Origin of the sequence: Gordonia prachuapensis (assembly GCF_036350515.1) — a bacterium.
Classification (GTDB): domain Bacteria; phylum Actinomycetota; class Actinomycetes; order Mycobacteriales; family Mycobacteriaceae; genus Gordonia; species Gordonia prachuapensis.
In genome coordinates this window covers 146,154-165,765 of the sequence record NZ_JAZDUE010000002.1, presented here as the reverse complement: position 1 = coordinate 165,765, position 19,612 = coordinate 146,154, and the positions used below count along the sequence as shown (strand labels likewise).

The window sequence follows — 19,612 nt, the reverse complement described above, 5'->3', positions numbered from 1 at the left end:
CCGAACCCGTGCTTCGACCGACATCGACCGATAGGCTTGGCGCGGGTCGAACGTCGCCGTGTCGACAGATCGGCACGCTCTGGTGAGGAAGCGGGTACGACTGATGGTCGTCCGAACTCGGTTCGCCGCGCGTGCGCGTGCCGCGACGACCGTGTGCGCACTCGGTGTGGTCGCCGCTCTGGCAGCGGGTTGCGCGACGGTGGCTACGGACTCCGAGATGTCGTCGTCCCCGGCGCCGTCGGCGTCGGAAGCCGCGGAACCGGCCGATCCCGCTGCCGCCGTCGCGCTGCCGCTGCCCGACGACGGGCTCGACATCGCGCTCGGCCGACTCGACGGCCTCGTCGAGTCGTTGATGGACTCGACCGGGATACCCGGGATGTCGGTGGCGGTGGTGCACTCCGGTCGGTCCGTGTACGCGAAGGGCTTCGGTGTCGCCGAGGTGGGCACCGGCCGCGAGGTGGGCGCCGACACCGTCTTTCCCCTCGCCTCGGTGTCGAAGCCGATCGGCGCCACGGTCATCGCCAAGCTGGTCACCGACGACGTGGTCGAGTGGAGTACGCCGGTCGCCGAGAACCTGCCGGGCTTTGCCCTGTCGGATCTGTACGTGACCCAGAACGTCACCATCGGCGACATGTACGCGCACCGGTCCGGGCTGCCCGAGCACGCCGGCGACAAGCTGGAGGACATGGGCTACGACCGCCAAGAGGTCATCGAACGGCTCCGCTATGTTCCGCTCGATCCGTTCCGGATCTCGTACAACTACACCAACTTCGGCCTCACCGCCGCTGCCGAATCCTCCGCCCGAAAGGCCGGCGAGGATTGGGAAACGCTGTCGGCGAATGCGATCTACGATCCGCTGGGCATGGACCGCACGAGTTCACGATTCCGGGACTTCGAGGCCGAACCCGACCGGGTCGTCGGACACGTCAAGGTCGACGACGAATGGGTGCCCACCCCGGCACAACGTAACCCCGACGCGCAATCGCCCGCAGGGGGCGTCTCGTCATCGGTGAACGATCTCAGCCGCTGGCTGACGATGCTGTTGGCCGAGGGCGAGTACGACGGCGAGCAGATCGTCGACAGCGACGCGCTGCTCCCTGCGCTCACCCCGGAGATCATCTCCTCGCCCTCCACCTCGACCGATGCCCGCGCCGGCTTCTACGGCTACGGCTTCAACTCCACGGTCACCGAAGCCGGGCGAACCCAGTACAGCCACTCCGGTGCGTTCGGCTTGGGCGCTGCGACCAACCTCCTGGCGATACCGTCGGCAGACGTCGCGATCGTCGCCCTCAGCAACGCCGCGCCGGTCGGCGCGGTCGAGGTGCTCACCGCGGAATTCGCCGACCTCGTCCAGTTCGGCGAGATCCGGCAGGACTGGCGGGACCTCTACGGCGAGTTCTTCGCGTCGGAGGGCGAGCCCAGCGGTTCCCTCGTCGGCGAGCGGCCGCCGGCTGATCCCTCTGCGCCACAGCCACTCCCGTCCTACGTCGGAACCTACCGCAACGATGTGTACGGCCCCGCCGAGGTGCGCGAGGACGGTGACGGGCTCGTGCTCGCCCTCGGGCCCGACGGCGTCACGACACACGAACTCAGCCACTGGGATGCCGACACGTTCACCTTCACGATGCGCAACGAGAACGCGGAGGCGGGCTCGATCTCCGCCGTGACCTTCGAGGGGGACACGATGACCATCGAGTACTACGACGACGACTGCAGTGACGGGGTGTTCACCCGAGAATGACGAATCGTCGACGTCGAACCGCCACCGCGGCACTAGCCGCGCTGATGGCGGTGACCTGCGCAGTAGTGGCCCCGGCGCGGGTCTCGGCGGCGCCGGCCACTGCGGCGATCCAGAGTGCCGCGGACGCCTATGTTTTCGGCGCAGCACCGGTGGCGATGGTGCGCACCCGGTCGCAGTTGCTCTGCCCGCGTGGGCCGCTGCGACCGGCGCCCAACCAGCTGGTCAATGTCCCGATCGCGGCGAACCCCCTCATCCGCGCCGTGGTGGCACCCAACTCCGACACCCTGTACACGACAGCCTTTCTCGACCTGCGTGACGGGCCGGTGACGCTGAGCTACCAGAACACCGGTGGCCGCTATCTGGCGTTGCAGATGCTCGACATGTACACCGATGTCATCGGCAACATCGGCACCAGGACCACCGGTTCGGGCCCGGCATCGGTCACCGTCGTCCCGCCCGGATACACCGGGCAGATCCCGGCGGGGTCGCAACGTATGCAATCGACGACCTGGGACGTGTGGCTGCTCGGCCGTGTCCTGATAGCCGGTGGCGGGTCGCCGATCGCGCAGCAGGTTCAGGCGGGTATCGGGCTCAGTGTCGGCCCGCGACAGGGTTATCCGGCGGCCGTTCCACCGCGTCTACGCACGCCCGCGTGCACCGGCCGGTCACCGCAGGATCTGGCCGCCGACGGCCCGATCTTCTTCGACGAACTCGCCGACGTGCTGGCCGCCAACCCGCCGCCGGCGCGTGACGCGGCCGCAGTGGCGGCGATGGCCGCGGTCGGTGTGCGGCCGGGGTCGACGCCGAGTCGCGGGCCGACCGCCGAACTGTTGAGTTCGGCGATCCCTGTGGGCGAGCGGACGATCGATGCGGCGGTCGCCGGCAACCTCGCCCGACGGGGTTCGTGGAGCAGTCTGGCGACGGCGGGCCACTACGGCAGCGATTACGTCACCCGTGCGGTCGTCGCCACGTGGGGTCTCGGTGCCAACGAGGAGGCCGAGTCACGCTACTTCCTCGCCGATTCCGACAGTGGCGGTGCGCGGCTCGACGGCTCGCGTACCTATCGGCTGCACCTCCCGGCTCGACGGCCGCTGGTTCCCGTCGACCCGAGCCGGGGTGGCTGGTGGTCGGTCACCATGTACGACGAAGCGAACTTCCTGGTACCCAACCTGATCGGACGGTACTCGCTCGGGCCGGAGTCGTCGGCGCTGACGCGGAACCCGGACGGTTCGGTGGACATCGTGCTCTCATCCAGGCCACCCGGCGACCCGAGACTGTTGCCGAACTGGCTACCCGCCCCGGCGGGAACGTTCCGGTTGATCTTCCGGCAGTACGTTCCGACGTCGACCACGTGGTTTCCGTGGTCGCCGCAGGTTTCGGGACACTAGACCAGCGCCAACGGGTCGGGCACCTCGCCCTCGCGGATGGGACAGCGGGTGTGTGAGTAGATGGTCGGCATGCACAGGTTGCAGTGCACACACCGCGACGTCGTCGTCGGGTCGGCCCGGATGCGAAGCGGGAGATCGGGTTCGCGGAGCAGTGCCCGACCCATGGCGACGAAGTCGAAGCCCTCCTCGAGGGCCTTGTCCATCGACGCGCGATCGGTGATGCCGCCCAGCAGGATCAACGGCAGGCGCACCGCCGCGCGCAGTTGCCGCGCGAGGGGCAGCAGGTAGGCGTCGTGATACTCGTAGTGCTTCAGGAAGAACGGCGCCGCCACCCTGAGGCCGGTGCGCATCGCACCGTGGAACGCATCCGCGAACTCCGCACGGGGCGGCTCGCCGTGAAACAGATACATCGGGTTGAGCAATGAAGAGCCCGCGGTCGGTTCGATCGCGTCGATGTGGCCGTCGGATTCCAGCAACTGCGCGACGGCACAGGCTTCGTCGATGTTGAAGCCGCCGAACCTGCTACCGTGGCCCGGCCCCGGTTGTCCGACACCGTCATACATGTTGAGTTTCACCCAGATCGCGGCCTCGTCACCGATCTCGTCGCGGACGGCGGCGAGTATCTCGCGCGCGAAACGTGCTCGGTTCACCAGCGATCCGCCGTAGCGATCGCGGCGATGATTCAGCAACGGCGACAAGAAGCAACTGATCAGATAGTTGTGGCCGCAGTGGATCTCGAGTCCGTCGAAGCCACAGTCGACGGCGATCCGCGCCGCTCGCCGGAAAGTCGTGACCATCGCCGCGATGTCGTCGGCGTCGAGCTTGTGGGTTACCGACATCCCCATCGGCGCCGGGATACGCGACGGCCCCAGAGCCTTCTTGCGGTTCGACACCGAGTTGGCGACCGGGCCCGCATGGCCGAGTTGCGCTGCCGCGAGGGCACCCTCGGCGTGGATGGCGTCGGTCAGTTGCCGCAGACCCGGCATCGCGTCCTCGCGCAGCCAGATCTGATGTCGGTCGGTGCGGCCCTCCGGTGCCACCGCACAGTAGGCGACCGTGCTCATCGCGACGCCACCCGCGGCCACCTCGCGATGGAACCCGATCAGGTCGTCGGTGACCAGGGCGTCGGGGGTGGCGCCCTCGAACGTGGCGCACTTGATGAGCCGGTTGCGCAGCGTGAGGGGGCCGAGCTGGGCCGGGGTGAACGGGTCTGGACTGGTCATCGGGACTCCTCGGTCCGGGCTGGGGGAGCGGGGGAGGCGGACAGGCCGGCGGTCACGAAGCCGCGCAGCGCGGACACGGACGCCGGAGACACGGGGTGTTCGCCGCCGAACTGGTCCAGGATCAGGCCGAAGGCCAGGCCCCACCGGCGGCGCGCATCGTCGGCATCGAGGTCGTCGACGATCTGCGCGAGCATCTGTGCCCACCGATCGAGTCGAAACCACGGCCGCGTCCAGGCCGCGTCCGGGTGGGTGGAGACGAACCGGGCCAGCAGGCGCAGGTGCAGGTGGCCGACCGGCTCGGACTGAATGGTCGCGAACGGCTCCAGGATCAGGTCGATGAGGTCGGCCACCCGGGCGTAAGTGGGGTCGAAGCTGTCGAGCAGGTCGGCCCAATGTGGCCCCATCCGGTCCTCGAGGAGTGCCACCACCAGCGCATCCTTGGAACCGAAGTGATAATGCACGGCCGCCGGATTGGCTCCCGCCGCCGCGCAGATCGCGCGGACGGAAACCTGCTCGTACCCCTCGGTCAGCAGGAGCGATTCGGCAGCGGTCAGCAGGGCGGTGCGGGTCGTCGTGCTGCGCGTCGATGCGGGCATAGGTCGATGCAAGCACAGATCAATCATTGTTTCAATCAGTGATGGAATCGGAGCGACGGGAGCATCCCGCGGATGGCGCGGGTCGATTTCGGTGACGCTGGCGGTGCCGGGTGGCGCGGACCGTCGACGACTCGCGGGAGCCGAGCCGACCCGCGTGACGGTTGTCGGGAATGCCGGAACCGGCGAAGAAGTTACCTATGAGTACGGGGACGCCGTGCGGCGAAGACACGGCCCGACGTAGGCTGGCAGGCGTGGCTGAACACTTTCAAACAGTAGTACTAGGTGCAGGTCCTGGTGGGTACGTGGCCGCGATCCGGTCCGCCCAGCTGGGCATGAAGACCGCCGTCATCGAGGAGAAGTACTGGGGCGGCGTGTGTCTCAACGTCGGATGCATTCCGTCCAAGGCGCTGCTTCGAAATGCCGAGCTGGCGCACATCTTCAACCACCAGGCCAAGACCTTCGGGATGTCGGGTGAGGTCTCGTTCGACTTCGGCGCGGCGTTCGACCGCAGCCGCAAGGTGTCGGAGGGGATCGTCAAGGGCGTCCACTTCCTGATGAAGAAGAACAAGATCACCGAGATCGACGGATACGGCACGTTCAAGGACGCCAAGACCATCACCGTCGGCGATCGTGAGATCACGTTCGACAACGTCATCATCAACACCGGGTCCACCGTCAAGCTGCTGCCCGGCGTCGAGCTCTCCGACAACGTCGTCACCTACGAGGACCAGATCCTCACCCGTGAGCTGCCGGAATCGATCGTCATCGTCGGCGCAGGCGCCATCGGCATGGAGTTCGGCTACGTCCTCGCCAACTACGGCGTCGACGTCACCATCATCGAGTTCCTCGACCGTGTGCTGCCCAACGAGGACGCCGACGCGTCGAAGGTCATCGCCAAGGAGTACAAGAAGCTCGGCGTCAAGATCCTCACCTCCACCAAGGTCCAGTCGGTGAAGGACGAGGGCGACAGTGTCACCGTCAGCTACAAGGACGCCAAGGACAAAGACGGTGAGATCACCGTCGACAAGGTCCTCATGTCCGTCGGGTTCGCCCCGCGCGTCGAGGGCTTCGGCCTCGAGAACACCGGCGTCGAGCTGACCGACCGCGGCGCCATCGCGATCGACGACTTCATGCGCACCAACGTCGACGGCATCTACGCCATCGGAGATGTGACGGCCAAGCTGATGCTTGCGCACGTCGCGGAGGCGCAGGGCGTGGTGGCCGCCGAGGTGATGGCAGGCGCGGAGACGATGACTCTCGGTGACTACCGGTTCATGCCGCGTGCCACCTTCTGCCAGCCTCAGGTCGCGTCGTTCGGGCTCACCGAGGCGCAGGCCAAGGACGAGGGCTACAACGTCAAGGCGACGAACTTCCCGTTCAGCGCCAACGGCAAGGCTCAGGGACTCGGCGAGACGGCCGGCTTCGCGAAGCTGGTCACCAACGCCGATACCGACGAGTTGCTGGGCGGACACCTGGTGGGCGACAACGTCTCCGAGATGCTCCCGGAGATGACGCTGGCCCACAAGTGGGATCTCACCGCCAAGGAGCTCGCCCGCAACGTGCACACCCACCCGACGATGTCGGAGGCGATGCAGGAGACGTTCCACGGCGCGATCGGGCACATGATCAACCTGTAACCGTCCGCCCACTCTGCGTTCTTCCCCCAGCTTTCCATTCTTCCCCCTCAAACAGACGGGGGAAGAATGGAAAGCTGGGGGAAGAACTGTCTTTGGACGACCCCACGAGGTGGTGATGCCATGACCAGCGGTCGACGCGAATGGCGGCCACCATGGCCACTCGACATCCGCGCAACCGTCGGTCTGCATCGTCGGGGCTCCGGCGACCCGACGTTCACCTACGGCCGTGACGGATCGGTGTGGCGGGCTGTCCAGACGCCGGACGGGCCCGGCACGCTGACGATCCGCTCCGACGGGACGACGATCACCGGCAGGGCATGGGGGCCGGGTGCCGACTGGTTGCTCGGGCAGATGCCCGACTTTCTTGGTGCACAGGACAATCCGCAGGAACTGGTGCCCCGCGACACCGTCGTCGCCGAGCTCGTGCGACGCTCTGACGGCCTGCGTCTCGGCCGAACCGACCGGGTCTGGGAAGCGCTGGTTCCGGCGATTCTCGAGCAGAAAGTGGTGGGCGCCGAGGCGTTTCGCGCCTGGCGATACCTGGTGCGCAGGTTCGGTGAGCCCGCACCGGGGCCCGTCCCCGACACCATGCGAGTACCGCCGCCCCAGCGTGAGTGGGCACGGATCCCGAGTTGGGAGTGGCATCGCAGCGGCATCGAACCGGTGCGGATGCGCACCATCCGCGGTGCGACCGCGATGGACGTCGAGCGTCATCACGACCGTCTGACGGTGCTGCGTGGGGTAGGGCGATGGACCGAGGCCGAGGCGCGGTCTCGCGCGGTCGGCGACCCCGACGTCGTCAACGTCGGCGACTATCACATACCGAAACTGGTGGGATTCACCCTGATTGGGGAGCCAGTCGACGACAACGGCATGCTCGAGCTACTCGAACCCTATGCGGGACAACGGCAGCGGGTCATCCGGATGGTCGCACGGCACGGCGTGCGGCCGGAGCGGCGCGGCCCGCGGATGACCGTCCGCGACTATCGGGAGTTCTGACGAACACTCCGGGGGATTCTGTCGGCCGACGGCGTCAGGGGGGATTTTGTCCCCAGAACGTACTGGCCCTGTCCGGTGATGGTCTGTTCGACGTGGTCGACGCCGGCCGCGCGAAGTCGATCGACGATCTCGTGTCTGTCGAAGATGCGATACCCGGCGGAACCGGCAGCCGCGACGACACCGGGGAACGACGTGAGATCGGTGCGCACAGACGTGAAGATGACCACCTCGCCACCGGTCCGTGTCACCCGCACGAGTTCGTCGATCACCGGCAGGGGGTCCGGGATCAGATACAGCGCAGCCAGGCAGGTGACCGTGTCGAAGGTGTTGTCCGCGAAGGGAAGGGCATGTCCGTCCGCGCGGATGTACATGGTGCGGTCCGTCCGGTTGGTCCGGGCGGCTTGCGACAGCATGGGTGGCGAATAGTCGACACCGACGCACCTGCCGTCGCCGGTCAGCCCCTCGGCGATTCGCCGAGTGTAATTGCCTGGCCCGCAGGCGACGTCGAGCACGAGTCGGTCTCCCGGGCGGGTCAGGTATGCGGTCAGGGCTCGGTCGAAATCGGCGGTGCCGGTCCCGCCCAGGCTGAACAGCCGCGTGAATGTCGGTCGCCACATGTGTTCGTAGACCTGCGAGAACACCGGGTTGTGCATCATCCGTTGCGCCAGCGAGTCGGACATCGTGCCCCCGGGGATCGTGTCGGTCGGGTTAGACCTTCGTGTCGCGCTGTACGCGCAATGTGGTGATCGTCGTCGCGAGCATGTCGTACTGTCCGACCAGCAGGACGAAGGCGACGAGCCTGGCGTCATCGAGATGGCGGCGCAGGGCGGCCCAGGTGTCGTCGGAGATGTCTTTGTCGGTGACGAGTTCGTCGGTCGCCGTCAGCAGCCAGCGCTGCCGGTCGCCCCACCCGGCGTCCGGTCCCTCGAACACTCCGCCGATCTCCTGCTCGGTCAGCCCGGCCCGCTTGCCGAGTCGGCGATGATGATCGAGTTCGTAGTCGCACCCGCGCAGATGCGCGACACGGATGATGATCATCTCGGATTCCTTGCGCGACAACGCCCCGAACGGCATCAGTCGTGCACCGAAGTGCAGCCAGCCGCGGAAGAGTCCCTTGGCGCGGCCCAGCGTGGAGAAGATGCGGGCCTCGTCGACGCCGATGGCGCGAGCCGCCCCGCGGGCGAACAGCCAGTTGATCGGACCGAGATCGCCGAAGCCGCCGGGAGCGACGCGAGGAGTGCCCATGGGGCCACGGTAGACTACCGTGACTATGACGAGCACCACACAGCGAACGTTCACCAGTGTCGATGAACTCAAGGCCGCGATCGGGGAAGACCTCGGCTCCGGCGAGTGGATGGAGATCGATCAGGAGCGCGTCAACGCGTTCGCAGAGGCCACCGGCGACCACCAGTGGATCCACGTCGATCCCGAGCGCGCCAAGGACGGTCCGTTCGGCGCGACCATCGCACACGGGTACCTGACGCTCTCGCTGCTCCCGGTGTTGGCCGGTGGCATCTTCACCGTCGAGGGGCCGAAGTTGGTCATCAACTACGGCGCCAACAAGGTGCGTTTTCCCAACCCGGTGAAGGTCGGTTCGCGTATCCGCTCCAACGCCGTCATCACGTCCGTCGACGAGACCCCCGCCGGCGTCAACATGGTCGTCAAGAACACCATCGAGATCGAGGGCGTCGAAAAGCCGGCCTGCGTCGCGGAGAACGTGCGGGTCCTCGTCTACTGAGCGGCGGCGGACCCTTCGTGACGCTCGCAGGCTCGCTCCTCAGGGGGGGGTGCGGCGGGCGTCACCCCCTGGTCCCTGAGGAGCCCGGAGCTTGCGGCTCACCCCCCCTGGTCCCTGAGGAGCCCGGAGCTTGCGGAGGGCGTCACGAAGGGCCGAACCCATCGACCAGTAGTTATCCCGCGCATCCGCTCTGCGGCACATTCCCGGTGAGGCGCTGCTCGATCCACCCCATCGCGTCCTCGAACGCGGTGAAGACGGTGATCATGTGTTCACCCGGGTACTCGCGGTAGGTCGAGTTGACCCCGAGGCGACACTGCTCGGCGTGCAGGGCACGGGCCTGGCTCGCGGGAATCCACCACTCCTGCGCCCCGTGATAGATGAAGACCGGCATGGCTGCGGGCATGTCCTTCATCGAGGTGATGTCGAAGATCTCCTCGGCGACGGGTGACTGGTAGGGGTCCGGAACGTTCGACAGCACCTGGGTGGGGACGAACGAGAATCCCATGTAGCCCATCTTCCCGGTGCAGAGGTTCTTGAAGAAGTCGATGGTGGCCAGCCACTGCGCCACGTTGTTAGCCAGCGGCAGCAGTTCCGGCCGTTCCCGGGCGATGCCGAGGATCGCCGAATGGAAGACTCCTGTCGCCAGATTGGCGTTCATGGCGCCGGCGAGCGCTCGGTAGTCGGCCGGAACCCCGCCGATCGCTGCCCCGACGAAGCGATCGGCGACATCCGGCGCATAGGACGCAGCGAGCTTGGCGGTGGCATTCGTGGCGATCGCACCACCCGAGTACCCGAGCATCGCGACCGGACCATTCGCAAAGTTGCGTGCGTCGAAATCCTCCGCGGCCCGAATCGCATCGAGGACGACGTGGGCGGCCACATACGGTTCGGCGTAGGCCATCCGTGCCCCGGTGTGGTCGGGGACGATGACCGCGTAGCCCTTCTCGAGGGAATCCTGGGTGGTCGGCGGCCGGAGGTCGGTGTTGTTGGTGTCGTCGGTCTTCCCGTGCGCGAGCGTGTAGCCGGTGGTGCAGCGTGTACCCAGCGCGACGATCGGCGGGTTGTTCACCATGACCGGCCGGGCCCCGGGGCCTGTCCACTTCGTCGGCGGCACGAAGAGGGTCGCGGTCGCGAACAACGGCCGGTCCTTGGCATCCCGCGTCGCGAACTTGATTTGACGCGCGTACCCGACCTGTACCTCGAGGACCTCGGACGCCACCGATGCGACGTCGCGGGACGTGATGATCTCGCCCGGCCGGCGCTGCTCGAGTCCGCGCGGCCACACGTCGAAGAACGGATCCCCGGACGGGGAGGGCATGATCGCCTCGCGGAGTTCCTGCAGTTCCCGGCTGGCGCCGGGTACGACGGATCGGGCCGGGATGGAGTCGAGTCGGGGAATGTCGGGCGCTGGGATCATGGAGTCGATCCCGGTGTGCAGGCGGTCGGGGAATGGCATCAGGTTGACGGGCTCGCCGCTTGCATTGCCGACTCCGCTGACCGCGGCGGCGATCGTGATCGACACGACCACCGCGGCTCGGACCATCGTTGTCACAGTTCTTGATCGGCGTGCCGGCATCGTCCACCTCTTACTGCATGCGAAAACGGGTCGCACCGACCAATTGGGACGGATGACCGATTTTCGCTCTCTCAAACAATCCTCGAAGGATTGTAAGTGGCGTGACTTACATTCGCGATACCGGGTGGACCTGACTCACAGGTAATGATCCGTTTTGACGAACGGTCACACGGCGCGGTTCGGTCAGCGGCATGCGGTCCGGGCCGGTGCTCCGCCCAGACGGTCGTCCAACCAGTCGAGTGCTTCCGGGTATCCGAGAACCGCGGCGGAGACGTGTTCGCCGAACACCTCCCGGTAGACCGCTCGCGCGCCCAACGCGCACTGGGTCCAGAACAATCGGCGCGCCCCGTCTGCGGGAATCCACCACTCGTGCGTCCCGTGATAGATGTACAACGGCACCGCCGAGCGTCGGTCGCTCATCGCGGTGATGCGAAAGATGCGTTCTGCCACCGGGGAATGGAACGGGTCCGGGTCGTTGGCGAACAGTTGCATCGGCCAGAACGTCTGACCGGCCAAGGCCGCGGGGATGGTGCAGATGTTCTTCAGCGGCGAGGTCCCCATCCACCGTGCGAGATCGTTTGCCATGGTGAGCATCTCGGTGCGCTCGCGGGCGATGCCGAAGGTCGCCGCATGGAAGATTCCGGTGGCGAGATTGGCGTTCATGCTGCCCACGAGCATCCGGAAGTCGGCGGGCACGCCACCCAACGCGGCACCGACCACTCGCCCGGCGAGCTCAGGTGCATAGGTGGCGACGAGCCGCGCCGCACCGCCCGTCGCGATCGCCCCGCCGGAGTAGCCCGTCATCGCGATCGGCGCGTCGGCGAAGGTGTCGCGGTCCAGCTCGGTCAACGCGCGGATGGAGTCGAGCACGACATGCCCTGCCACGATCGGCTCGGCGTAGGCCATTCGCGGCCCCTGATGGTCGGGGACCAGGACCGTGTAGCCGCGCGCCAACGCGATCTGAGTGGTCGGCGGAATGAGGTCGGTAGGATTCGTGGCAATGGAGAATCCATGTGCCAGAGTGTATCCCGGAGTGCACGCGGTGCCCAGGGAGTCGATGGGCAGGTTGTTGACGAGGACTCCCGCGCGGCGCGTGGTCCGAGGGACGAGGACGGTCGCGGTGCCGTATGACGGTGTCCCCACCGCGTCGGTGCTCCGGAACTTGAGCAGGTGCGCCGAGCGGATCGGCGTGGTCACCACCGGTGCCGCGGTGGCGGTGACGTCACGGGTCGCGATGATCCGGCCGGGCGGGAGCGAAGCCAGGTCTCCCGGCCAGTGGTCGAACATGGCGTCGCCGGTCGGCGAGGGTAGCGCCGCCTCGCGGAGCTCCTGTGTGTGATGCGAAAAGCCTTCTGCGCGCGCACGTGCGGGTATTCGGTCCCATCGGGGAATGGGAGCGTCGGGGAGTATGGCATCGATGCCGGCCGGTATTTCGGGCGGTATCGCCATCATGTTGGGTGGTTCGGCGTTGGCGGGTGCGGAGCCAACGGCGACGAAGCTGATCAGGGTCAATGCGACCGCTGCAGCGGGGCGAAAAAAATTATCCGACAACGGTTTCGAGCGACACCGCCACATAGCGTGCTCCCTCTGGGCGAGGAGATCCCCGATGATCTCCGCACTTCAGCAGCGTATTGCGGCGTGTGGCACAGATGTCTGGGACACGCGACCCACATACCAAACGTTATGGGATTGAAACGCGGTGGTGTCGTCGAGCGGCCCACGCCACGACGCGCGAGCCCCTCGCCGGTTGGGCGGAGTTTGCCAGCCGTCCCCGTCGCCGGTTTGAGTAGCGGCGCGCGAGCATGCGAGCCCGACGCGTATCGAAACCGGGCTCGCGGCAACTGATCTCGATACGCGTCCTCGCCTAGCGGCTCGGACGCTACTCGATCAGCGACAAGGCTCTCGTCGAGCTGGACACTACTCGATCAGCGACAAGGCTCTCGTCGAGCCGGACGCTACTCGATCAGCGACAAGGCTCTCGTCGAGCTGGACACTACTCGATCAGCGACAAGGCTCTCGCCGAGCCGGACGCTACTCGATCAGCGACACAAACCTCAACCAGAGAGGGGCCATCAGCTGGTCATGTACGGCGACACCGTGCTCCGGTGCTCGTCGATCTGCAGGCTCGCGCCGAGGGCGGGGAACGCGCGCTGCGGACAGTTCTGTCGTTCGCACACCCGGCAACCGGCGCCGATCGGTGTGATGCGGGCCTGCGGCCCGATCTCCAGGCCGTCGGAGTAGATCACCCGCCCGGCATGACGGAGCTCGCAACCGAGTCCGATGGCAAAGGTCTTGCCCGGCTGGTTGTAGCGCGCCGCGCGTCGCTCGACGGTACGCGCCACCCAGAAGTAGTCGCGACCGTCGGGCATCTCCGCGATCTGGGTGAGGATCTTGCCGGGGGAGGCGAACGTCTCGTACACATTCCACAGCGGACACGTGCCACCACTGGACGAGAAGTGAAATCCGGTGGCGGACTGCCTTTTCGACATGTTGCCGGCACGATCCACGCGGACGAACGTCCACGGGATACCGCGCAGATTGGGGCGCTGCAGGGTGGACAGCCGATGGCAGATCGTCTCGTAGGACACCGAGTAGAACGCCGACAGACGCTCGATGTCGTAGCGGAAATCCTCTGCCGCGCCATGGAACTGGTTGTACGGCAGGATGACCGCAGCGGCGAAGTAGTTGGCCAGGCCCAACAGCGCGAGCGACCGGGCCTCCTCGCTGGTGAAGTTGCCGTCGTCGACGAGCCGGTCCAGGAGGTCGCCGTACTCGAGGTAGCCGAGCTCGGCGGCCAGCTTCATCGTCCGCTGCCCGGCCGACAGGGCGGCGGAGAACTCGAGGCGGCGCGACTCGGGGTCGAACCGATGCAAGGTGTAGTCGCCGAGATCGACTCGGCGGACGATGTTCACACCGTGGACGGTCTCCAGGCGGTTGGCGACCTCGCGGCGGATGTCGGCCGAGTGCATCCGCATCCGGACCGTCATCTCCTCTGCAGCGACGTCGAGCTCGTGAATGTAGTTGCGCCGCTGGTAGAAGTAGTCGCGCACCTCCTCATGCGGCGCGGTGATGGCGCCGCGCATACTCCGGTCACCACGCTCGTCGGTGGCTGCGGCGAGTTGATCGGTGGCGATCCGGTAGCGCTGATGCAGATTCACCATCGCCCGGGCGAACTCGGGATGGGCGGCCACCAGCGAACTGATCTGATGGGCCTCGGTGGCCGACGCCGCCGCCTCGACGTCGTCGTCGAGCATCACCTCCCGCAGTTCCGCGACCAAACGGACGTTGTCCTGCGTGTCGAAGAACTCCTCGTCGATCCCGAACACCTCGGTGATCTTGGACAGGACGGGCACGGTCAGTGGGCGCGCGTCGTGCTCGATCTGGTTCAGGTATGACGGCGAGATGGACAGCGTCTGGGCCAGCGCGACCTGGGACAGCCCGCGCTCGGAGCGCAGTTGCCGCAGTCGCGAACCGACGTAGGTCTTGGTCATGGCAACCTCCTGCCGATCCACCTGCCTGCACGTTCAGGGTACGGTGACCGCGTGCGAGTGCTGGGGCTGCGTCGGCGGGGAGTGCCGGTGCTCGCGGCCCTGCTCGTGTCGGCGACGATCGCCGGCTGCCAGACCGACGTCGACCCGACGGCCCCCGCCACCGAATCCGCGGTCCCGGCCGACTTGTTGCTCGCCCCGGCCGATCTGCCTCCCGGATTCGACCCCACGCAGCTGTCGCTGTCCGAACTGGTCGAGGGCAACGGTGCCCGGATCGAGTCGGCGGCCGACGCCGAAGTGCAGCCGCCGTTCTGTCGACCCACCGCCGACGCCGACCTCAATCCCCGGCTCGACGACGTCAATTCCGCGGTACTCGCGGCTCGGGCGGCGTCGGCGTCGCTCGTCGAACTCGTCACCACGGCACCGCGCGACATCGCCGCGGACATCGGCGCGTCGACGGGCCAGTGCGCCGTCACCACGACCATCATCCGTGCCGGAACGCTGGCGGGCGCGCGCATCGTCACCCGGTACTCCCGACTTCCGATCCCGCCGGGAGCGCAGCAACTGTCGGCTCTGCGGCAGTCCGTGCTCTTGCGTTCCAACGTCACCACGACACTGCCCGACGGATCGGCCACCAACCAGGTCGGGTTCGCCGGATATGCCGATCTCGACCGGGGGTCTGGCGCGGTGACCGTGCAGCTGACCGTGTCCGGCGATGCCCCGCCCGTCGCCGAACCGCCGCCCGCAGCGGAACCACCCATGAGTGACGCCGCGTTCGGGGCCCTGTTCGATGAGGCGGTCGCCGCCGCTGCGCAGTGATCCGTGCCGACGGCGAACGTGAAACCGATCACACGCCGAGCGTGAGTCCGCCGCGTCGTCGTCGGTCGGTGATGGCATCGCCTCGCCATCTGGGCTACCGGCCGGTAGATTAAACATGCAGTACGCGCGTACTTTTTGGCGCAACCCGCTCTGACGTTCACACCGAGAGCTTCGCAAACTTTGCAAATCTTCGCCGAACTGTGGCCCAATTTTGCACCTGAAAGGGATTGGACCTGCAGGTTTGTCCTGTGGCACTCTTGGTTCAGACACCGCCAGACGACGCGGACTTGTTCGCACATTTTGCGGGCAGGGCGTGTGACGACGGCCGTCTGTCAGCAGATCAGCCCGGGCGCCACCGGGACGATGCAGAACTGTTGAGCCAACGAACGGAAAGTGAAGTAGGCAATGAGCAACGTCGGAAAGCCCCGCACCGCTGCGGAGATCCAGCAGGACTGGGACAGCAACCCGCGGTGGAACAACGTCAAGCGTGATTACACCGCCGAGCAGGTCGCCGAGCTGCAGGGTTCGGTCGTCGAAGAGCACACCCTCGCCCGTCGTGGCGCCGAGATCCTGTGGGACGGCGTGACCAAGGGTGACGGCAGCTACATCAACGCGCTGGGCGCGCTGACCGGTAACCAGGCCGTGCAGCAGGTCCGCGCCGGCCTCAAGGCCGTCTACCTCTCCGGTTGGCAGGTCGCCGGTGACGCCAACCTGTCGGGCCACACCTACCCCGACCAGTCGCTGTACCCGGCCAACTCGGTGCCGAACGTGGTGCGTCGCATCAACAACGCGCTGCTGCGCGCCGACGAGATCGCCCGCGTCGAGGGCGACGACTCCGTCGACAACTGGCTGGTGCCGATCGTCGCCGACGGTGAGGCCGGCTTCGGTGGCGCGCTCAACGTCTACGAGCTGCAGAAGGCCATGATCGCCGCTGGTGCCGCCGGCACCCACTGGGAGGATCAGCTCGCCTCGGAGAAGAAGTGCGGCCACCTGGGTGGCAAGGTGCTCATCCCGACCCAGCAGCACATCCGCACCCTGAACTCGGCTCGCCTGGCCGCCGACGTCTCGGGCACCCCGACCGTCGTCATCGCGCGCACCGATGCCGAGGCCGCCACCCTCATCACCTCCGATGTGGACGAGCGCGACCGCGAGTTCATCACCGGCGAGCGCACCGCCGAGGGCTACTACCACGTCAAGAACGGCATCGAGCCGTGCATCGCGCGTGCCAAGTCCTACGCTCCGTACGCCGACATGATCTGGATGGAGACCGGTACCCCGGATCTCGAGCTGGCTCGCAAGTTCGCCGAGGCTGTGAAGTCGGAATACCCCGACCAGCTGCTGTCCTACAACTGCAGCCCGTCGTTCAACTGGAGCAAGCACCTCGACGACAGCACCATCGCCAAGTTCCAGAACGAGTTGGGCGCCATGGGCTTCACCTTCCAGTTCATCACCCTGGCCGGCTTCCACTCGCTCAACTACGGCATGTTCGATCTGGCCTACGGCTACGCCCGTGAGCAGATGACCGCCTTCGTCGACCTGCAGAACCGTGAGTTCAAGGCCGCCGACGAGCGTGGCTTCACCGCCGTCAAGCACCAGCGCGAGGTCGGTGCCGGCTACTTCGACAACATCGCCACCACCGTCGACCCGAACACGTCGACCGCGGCGCTGAAGGGCTCGACCGAGGAAGGCCAGTTCCACTAGAACCGGTCGCCACGGCGAAAACCGTTGCCCTACATGATCCCGGGGTGAGCAGGGTTACCACTCTGCTCACCCCGGGTTTCATTTACCCACGTATTGCAGTCCGAGGAGCCCGCAATGGCAACCGAAAAGGTCTCTCGGGTCGGTGTTGTCGGCGCCGGCCAGATGGGCGGCGGCATCGCCGAGGTGTGCGCGCGTGCGCACACCGACGTCCTGGTCTACGAGTCCTCCCGCGAACTCTGCGTCGCCGGTCGGAGCCGCATTCTGCGGTCGTTGGATCGCGGCGTGTCCAGCGGCAAACTGACCGAGCGTGAGCGGGAGCAGGCGGCCTCCCGGCTCCGATTCACCTCCGACATCGGCGATTTCGCGGATCGGCAATTCGTCGTCGAGGCCGTCGTCGAGGACGAGGCCGTCAAGACCCGGATCTTCTCCGACCTCGACAAGGTGGTCGCCGACCCCGACGCGGTCCTCGCCTCCAACACCTCGTCGATCCCGATCATGAAGCTGGGCATGGCGACCCAGGACGCGGGCCGGGTCATCGGCATGCACTTCTTCAACCCGGTACCGGTGCTGCCCCTGGTGGAACTCGTCACCACCCTGATGACATCACCCGAGGTCAGTACCCGGGCCGAGGATTTCGCCCACGATGTCCTCGGCAAGCAGGTCGTGAAGTCGGCCGACCGCTCCGGCTTTGTCGTCAACGGACTGCTGGTTCCGTACCTGTTGTCGGCGATCCGCATGGTGGAGAGCGGTTTTGCCACGGTCGAGGATGTCGACAAGGCGATGGTGCTCGGTTGCGCTCACCCGATGGGGCCGTTGAAGCTGGCCGACCTCGTCGGTCTCGACACCGTCAAGGCCATCGCGGACAGCATGTATCAGGAGTTCAAGGAGCCCCTGTACGCGCCGCCCCCGCAGTTGTTGCGCATGGTCGAGGCCGGGCGACTCGGCAAGAAGGCCGGTCGTGGTTTCTATCCCTACGCCGAGAACGGGACGGCCAAGTAGCTCGTGGCTCGTCCCCCGGCGGACGGCCATTTTTGGCAGGCGTCGGGCATGTTGACGCCAGATCAACGTCGCGTGACATCTCGCACCCGTGCTTGCTGTGTGCTTGCATTTGCTAGCAAGTTGTGGATACTGGGTTGTGGAACCAGGCGGATACGCCGAACAGACGTCGAGACACACGGCGTCGTTCGAGGGATCTGGCACCGGGTGATCTGTGGGGGTGGTCATCCGCGGAGTCGCGCCCTGGTGGCCACAACCGACTTCCGCCCATCACACAGGAGGTGTGAATCATGAGTGAATCCACTCGTACGCTCGCCAATCCGATCTATGCCGCAGTCGGCGCCGGGGACTATGTCCTCACCCAGTTCAACGACATCATCGCCCAACTGCGCGAACGCACCGAGGCTGCGTCGGAGAGCGCACAGTCGCGTTTCGAGCAGACCCGCGACGATGCGCAGACCCGGATCGACGAGGCCCGCACCCGCATCAACGCGCTGCCCGAGGACGTTCCCGCCGGCTTCGAGGAGCTGCGCGGAAAGCTGACCAGCGACGAACTGCGCAAGTTCGCCGAGGGTTACCTCGACAGCGCCACCGAGTTCTACAACTCGCTGGCCGAGCGCGGCGAGACCACCGTCGAGCGCCTGCGTCAGCAGCCGGTCGTCCAGGAGAACCTGGGTCGCGCCGAGAAGTACTACAACGACGCGGTCGACATGACCGAAGACGCCCTCGGCGTGGTGTCGTCGCAGACCCGCCTCGTCGGTGAGCGCGCCGCCAAGCTGACCGGGATCGTCAGCAGCCGTGTCGAAGGGGTCGCCGCCGACATCGAGGAGGCAGGCGAGGTCATCAAGGGCGAGACCGCCGAGGCCGCTTCGGAAATCGGTGGTGCGGCAGGCACTGTCGAGGCCAAGGCACGGACCTCGAAGTCGTCGCCGGCCAAGAAGGTCGCCGCCGCCAAGAAGGCCCCGGCCAAGAAGGCGCCTGCGAAGAAGGCTCCGGCCAAGAAGGCCTCCAGCTGATCTGACGCGGCCACGCATACGCACTCGGCCCCGCTCATCCCATGTGGTGAGCGGGGCCGAGTGCTATGTCAACCGGCCGCGTTTCGCCGCCACCGCTATCAGTCAACCGCCGGGGAGCGAATCGTCAGCACCGCCTGTGCGGGCGCATCGCCGCTCCGATAGCTGTGCTCGACATCGCTGCGCCATTGCATCGAATCACCGCTTACCGCGCGGCTTTCCGAGCCAAGCGGGCCGGCGGTGAGCTCGCCCTCGACGACCAGCACGTGTTCGGTGACGCCGGGGCCATGTGCCGGCGATACCCGGGTACCGCCCGGTAGTACGGTCAGCCAGACGACCTCGGTCGTGGCGCCGTCCGGATGGTGCTCCACGTGCAGCAAGCGGGCGAGCAGGTGTTCGCCGCTGCCTTCGGTGCCTGCCTCCTCGCCGAGCAGTGCGGTCAGCGGTACACCGAGTGGGCCGGCGATGGCATACAGGGTGTCCAGCGTTGGATTTCGCTGTCCCGACTCGATCTCCGACAGCGAGCCCTTACCGATGCCGGCGCGGCGCGCCAGTTCCGACAGAGACATCCCGCGCTCGGATCGCGTCATGGCGATGCGGGCACCGATCTCGCGTCGGCGTTGGTCGATGGTCACGGCAGGGATGGCCTTTCTGACGGTTCGCACGCGGGCGATCGTTCCGCAAACAGAACGATCGC

The 19,612-nt window shown here is 66.7% G+C and carries 17 protein-coding genes; 9 read left to right on the top strand and 8 right to left on the bottom strand.

The annotated features are described in order from the left end of the window. The first annotated feature begins 103 nt into the window (after positions 1–103). Both V1Y59_RS03160 and V1Y59_RS03155 read left to right on the top strand, forming a co-directional pair. Positions 104–1,741 carry a serine hydrolase gene (locus tag V1Y59_RS03160; RefSeq protein WP_330503384.1) on the top strand — a complete coding sequence of 546 codons (1,638 nt, stop codon included), beginning with the start codon at positions 104–106 and terminating at the stop codon, positions 1,739–1,741. Continuing rightward, entirely contained in the window at positions 1,738–3,129 is a 1,392-nt protein-coding gene (locus V1Y59_RS03155; protein ID WP_330503383.1) for a DUF1254 domain-containing protein, read from the top strand. The genes V1Y59_RS03160 and V1Y59_RS03155 overlap by 4 nt, the downstream gene beginning before the upstream one ends. Here V1Y59_RS03155 and V1Y59_RS03150 read toward each other — a convergent pair. Both V1Y59_RS03150 and V1Y59_RS03145 read right to left on the bottom strand, forming a co-directional pair. Further along, positions 3,126–4,352 (bottom strand): NADH:flavin oxidoreductase, encoded by a 1,227-nt coding sequence (locus V1Y59_RS03150; protein ID WP_330503382.1) that lies wholly within the window; start codon positions 4,350–4,352, stop codon positions 3,126–3,128. The two genes, V1Y59_RS03155 and V1Y59_RS03150, sit on opposite strands and share 4 nt — an antisense overlap. Further along, positions 4,349–4,948, bottom strand: a complete 600-nt coding sequence (locus V1Y59_RS03145) for a TetR/AcrR family transcriptional regulator (RefSeq protein WP_330503381.1) — start codon at positions 4,946–4,948, stop codon at positions 4,349–4,351. Before V1Y59_RS03145 ends, V1Y59_RS03150 begins: the two co-directional genes overlap by 4 nt. 251 nt (positions 4,949–5,199) lie before the next feature. Between V1Y59_RS03145 and lpdA the strand changes: the two genes are divergently transcribed. Together lpdA and V1Y59_RS03135 are read left to right on the top strand one after the other, a co-directional pair. Continuing rightward, complete coding sequence (gene lpdA / locus V1Y59_RS03140; protein WP_330503380.1) at positions 5,200–6,585, top strand: dihydrolipoyl dehydrogenase; 1,386 nt, start codon at positions 5,200–5,202, stop codon at positions 6,583–6,585. Positions 6,586–6,705: 120 nt separating this feature from the next. Beyond that, positions 6,706–7,584 (top strand): DNA-3-methyladenine glycosylase family protein, encoded by an 879-nt coding sequence (locus tag V1Y59_RS03135; RefSeq protein ID WP_330503379.1) that lies wholly within the window; start codon positions 6,706–6,708, stop codon positions 7,582–7,584. On the opposite strand, the gene V1Y59_RS03130 is transcribed toward V1Y59_RS03135, so the two are convergent. Together V1Y59_RS03130 and V1Y59_RS03125 are read right to left on the bottom strand one after the other, a co-directional pair. Next, a complete protein-coding gene (locus tag V1Y59_RS03130; protein WP_330503377.1) occupies positions 7,569–8,264 on the bottom strand; it encodes a class I SAM-dependent methyltransferase in 696 nt (231 codons plus the stop codon). The genes V1Y59_RS03135 and V1Y59_RS03130 overlap by 16 nt on opposite strands. Before the next feature lie 28 nt (positions 8,265–8,292). Continuing rightward, the gene (locus V1Y59_RS03125) at positions 8,293–8,829 is read right to left on the bottom strand and encodes a carboxymuconolactone decarboxylase family protein (RefSeq protein ID WP_330503376.1); all 537 of its coding nucleotides are present in this window, start codon (positions 8,827–8,829) and stop codon (positions 8,293–8,295) included. Between the two features lie 25 nt (positions 8,830–8,854). On the opposite strand from V1Y59_RS03125, the gene V1Y59_RS03120 reads away from it, so the two are divergent. Next, a complete protein-coding gene (locus V1Y59_RS03120; RefSeq protein WP_330503375.1) occupies positions 8,855–9,322 on the top strand; it encodes a MaoC family dehydratase in 468 nt (155 codons plus the stop codon). A 172-nt stretch (positions 9,323–9,494) separates the two neighbouring features. Here V1Y59_RS03120 and V1Y59_RS03115 read toward each other — a convergent pair whose 3' ends face one another. The 3 genes from V1Y59_RS03115 to ramB all read right to left on the bottom strand — a co-directional run bounded on the left by V1Y59_RS03115 (position 9,495) and on the right by ramB (position 14,389). After that, positions 9,495–10,865, bottom strand: a complete 1,371-nt coding sequence (locus tag V1Y59_RS03115) for a lipase family protein (RefSeq protein ID WP_330503374.1) — start codon at positions 10,863–10,865, stop codon at positions 9,495–9,497. A 216-nt stretch (positions 10,866–11,081) separates the two neighbouring features. Then, positions 11,082–12,473 (bottom strand): lipase family protein, encoded by a 1,392-nt coding sequence (locus V1Y59_RS03110; RefSeq protein WP_431309088.1) that lies wholly within the window; start codon positions 12,471–12,473, stop codon positions 11,082–11,084. A gap of 497 nt (positions 12,474–12,970) precedes the next feature. Next, positions 12,971–14,389 carry an acetate metabolism transcriptional regulator RamB gene (gene ramB / locus V1Y59_RS03105; protein WP_330431441.1) on the bottom strand — a complete coding sequence of 473 codons (1,419 nt, stop codon included), beginning with the start codon at positions 14,387–14,389 and terminating at the stop codon, positions 12,971–12,973. A 51-nt stretch (positions 14,390–14,440) separates the two neighbouring features. Between ramB and V1Y59_RS03100 the strand changes: the two genes are divergently transcribed. The 4 genes from V1Y59_RS03100 to V1Y59_RS03085 all read left to right on the top strand — a co-directional run bounded on the left by V1Y59_RS03100 (position 14,441) and on the right by V1Y59_RS03085 (position 18,918). Further along, complete coding sequence (locus tag V1Y59_RS03100) at positions 14,441–15,205, top strand: hypothetical protein (RefSeq protein WP_330503373.1); 765 nt, start codon at positions 14,441–14,443, stop codon at positions 15,203–15,205. A gap of 405 nt (positions 15,206–15,610) precedes the next feature. Continuing rightward, positions 15,611–16,906: an isocitrate lyase gene (gene aceA / locus V1Y59_RS03095; protein WP_330503372.1), complete on the top strand. Its 1,296-nt coding sequence runs from the start codon at positions 15,611–15,613 to the stop codon at positions 16,904–16,906. A gap of 114 nt (positions 16,907–17,020) precedes the next feature. Further along, positions 17,021–17,905 carry a 3-hydroxybutyryl-CoA dehydrogenase gene (locus V1Y59_RS03090; protein WP_330503371.1) on the top strand — a complete coding sequence of 295 codons (885 nt, stop codon included), beginning with the start codon at positions 17,021–17,023 and terminating at the stop codon, positions 17,903–17,905. Positions 17,906–18,192: 287 nt separating this feature from the next. Then, positions 18,193–18,918, top strand: a complete 726-nt coding sequence (locus V1Y59_RS03085; RefSeq protein WP_330503370.1) for a heparin-binding hemagglutinin — start codon at positions 18,193–18,195, stop codon at positions 18,916–18,918. Between the two features lie 98 nt (positions 18,919–19,016). Here the strand turns inward: V1Y59_RS03085 and V1Y59_RS03080 are convergent, their stop codons facing one another. Continuing rightward, the gene (locus V1Y59_RS03080) at positions 19,017–19,580 is read right to left on the bottom strand and encodes a helix-turn-helix domain-containing protein (protein WP_431309087.1); all 564 of its coding nucleotides are present in this window, start codon (positions 19,578–19,580) and stop codon (positions 19,017–19,019) included. Positions 19,581–19,612 lie beyond the last annotated feature (32 nt).

Excerpts from the sequence above, each read along its gene's own strand:
- V1Y59_RS03155 (WP_330503383.1), top strand. The coding sequence starts at position 1,738 with ATGACGAATCGTCGACGTCGAACCGCCACCGCGGCACTAGCCGCGCTG.
- V1Y59_RS03135 (WP_330503379.1), top strand. The coding sequence starts at position 6,706 with ATGACCAGCGGTCGACGCGAATGGCGGCCACCATGGCCACTCGACATC.
- V1Y59_RS03130 (WP_330503377.1), bottom strand. The coding sequence starts at position 8,264 with ATGTCCGACTCGCTGGCGCAACGGATGATGCACAACCCGGTGTTCTCG.
- V1Y59_RS03145 (WP_330503381.1), bottom strand. The coding sequence starts at position 4,948 with ATGCCCGCATCGACGCGCAGCACGACGACCCGCACCGCCCTGCTGACC.
- ramB (WP_330431441.1), bottom strand. The coding sequence starts at position 14,389 with ATGACCAAGACCTACGTCGGTTCGCGACTGCGGCAACTGCGCTCCGAG.
- V1Y59_RS03120 (WP_330503375.1), top strand. The coding sequence starts at position 8,855 with ATGACGAGCACCACACAGCGAACGTTCACCAGTGTCGATGAACTCAAG.
- aceA (WP_330503372.1), top strand. The coding sequence starts at position 15,611 with ATGAGCAACGTCGGAAAGCCCCGCACCGCTGCGGAGATCCAGCAGGAC.
- V1Y59_RS03160 (WP_330503384.1), top strand. The coding sequence starts at position 104 with ATGGTCGTCCGAACTCGGTTCGCCGCGCGTGCGCGTGCCGCGACGACC.
- V1Y59_RS03085 (WP_330503370.1), top strand. The coding sequence starts at position 18,193 with ATGAGTGAATCCACTCGTACGCTCGCCAATCCGATCTATGCCGCAGTC.
- V1Y59_RS03090 (WP_330503371.1), top strand. The coding sequence starts at position 17,021 with ATGGCAACCGAAAAGGTCTCTCGGGTCGGTGTTGTCGGCGCCGGCCAG.
- V1Y59_RS03110 (WP_431309088.1), bottom strand. The coding sequence starts at position 12,473 with ATGTGGCGGTGTCGCTCGAAACCGTTGTCGGATAATTTTTTTCGCCCC.
- V1Y59_RS03125 (WP_330503376.1), bottom strand. The coding sequence starts at position 8,829 with ATGGGCACTCCTCGCGTCGCTCCCGGCGGCTTCGGCGATCTCGGTCCG.
- V1Y59_RS03115 (WP_330503374.1), bottom strand. The coding sequence starts at position 10,865 with ATGGTCCGAGCCGCGGTGGTCGTGTCGATCACGATCGCCGCCGCGGTC.
- V1Y59_RS03150 (WP_330503382.1), bottom strand. The coding sequence starts at position 4,352 with ATGACCAGTCCAGACCCGTTCACCCCGGCCCAGCTCGGCCCCCTCACG.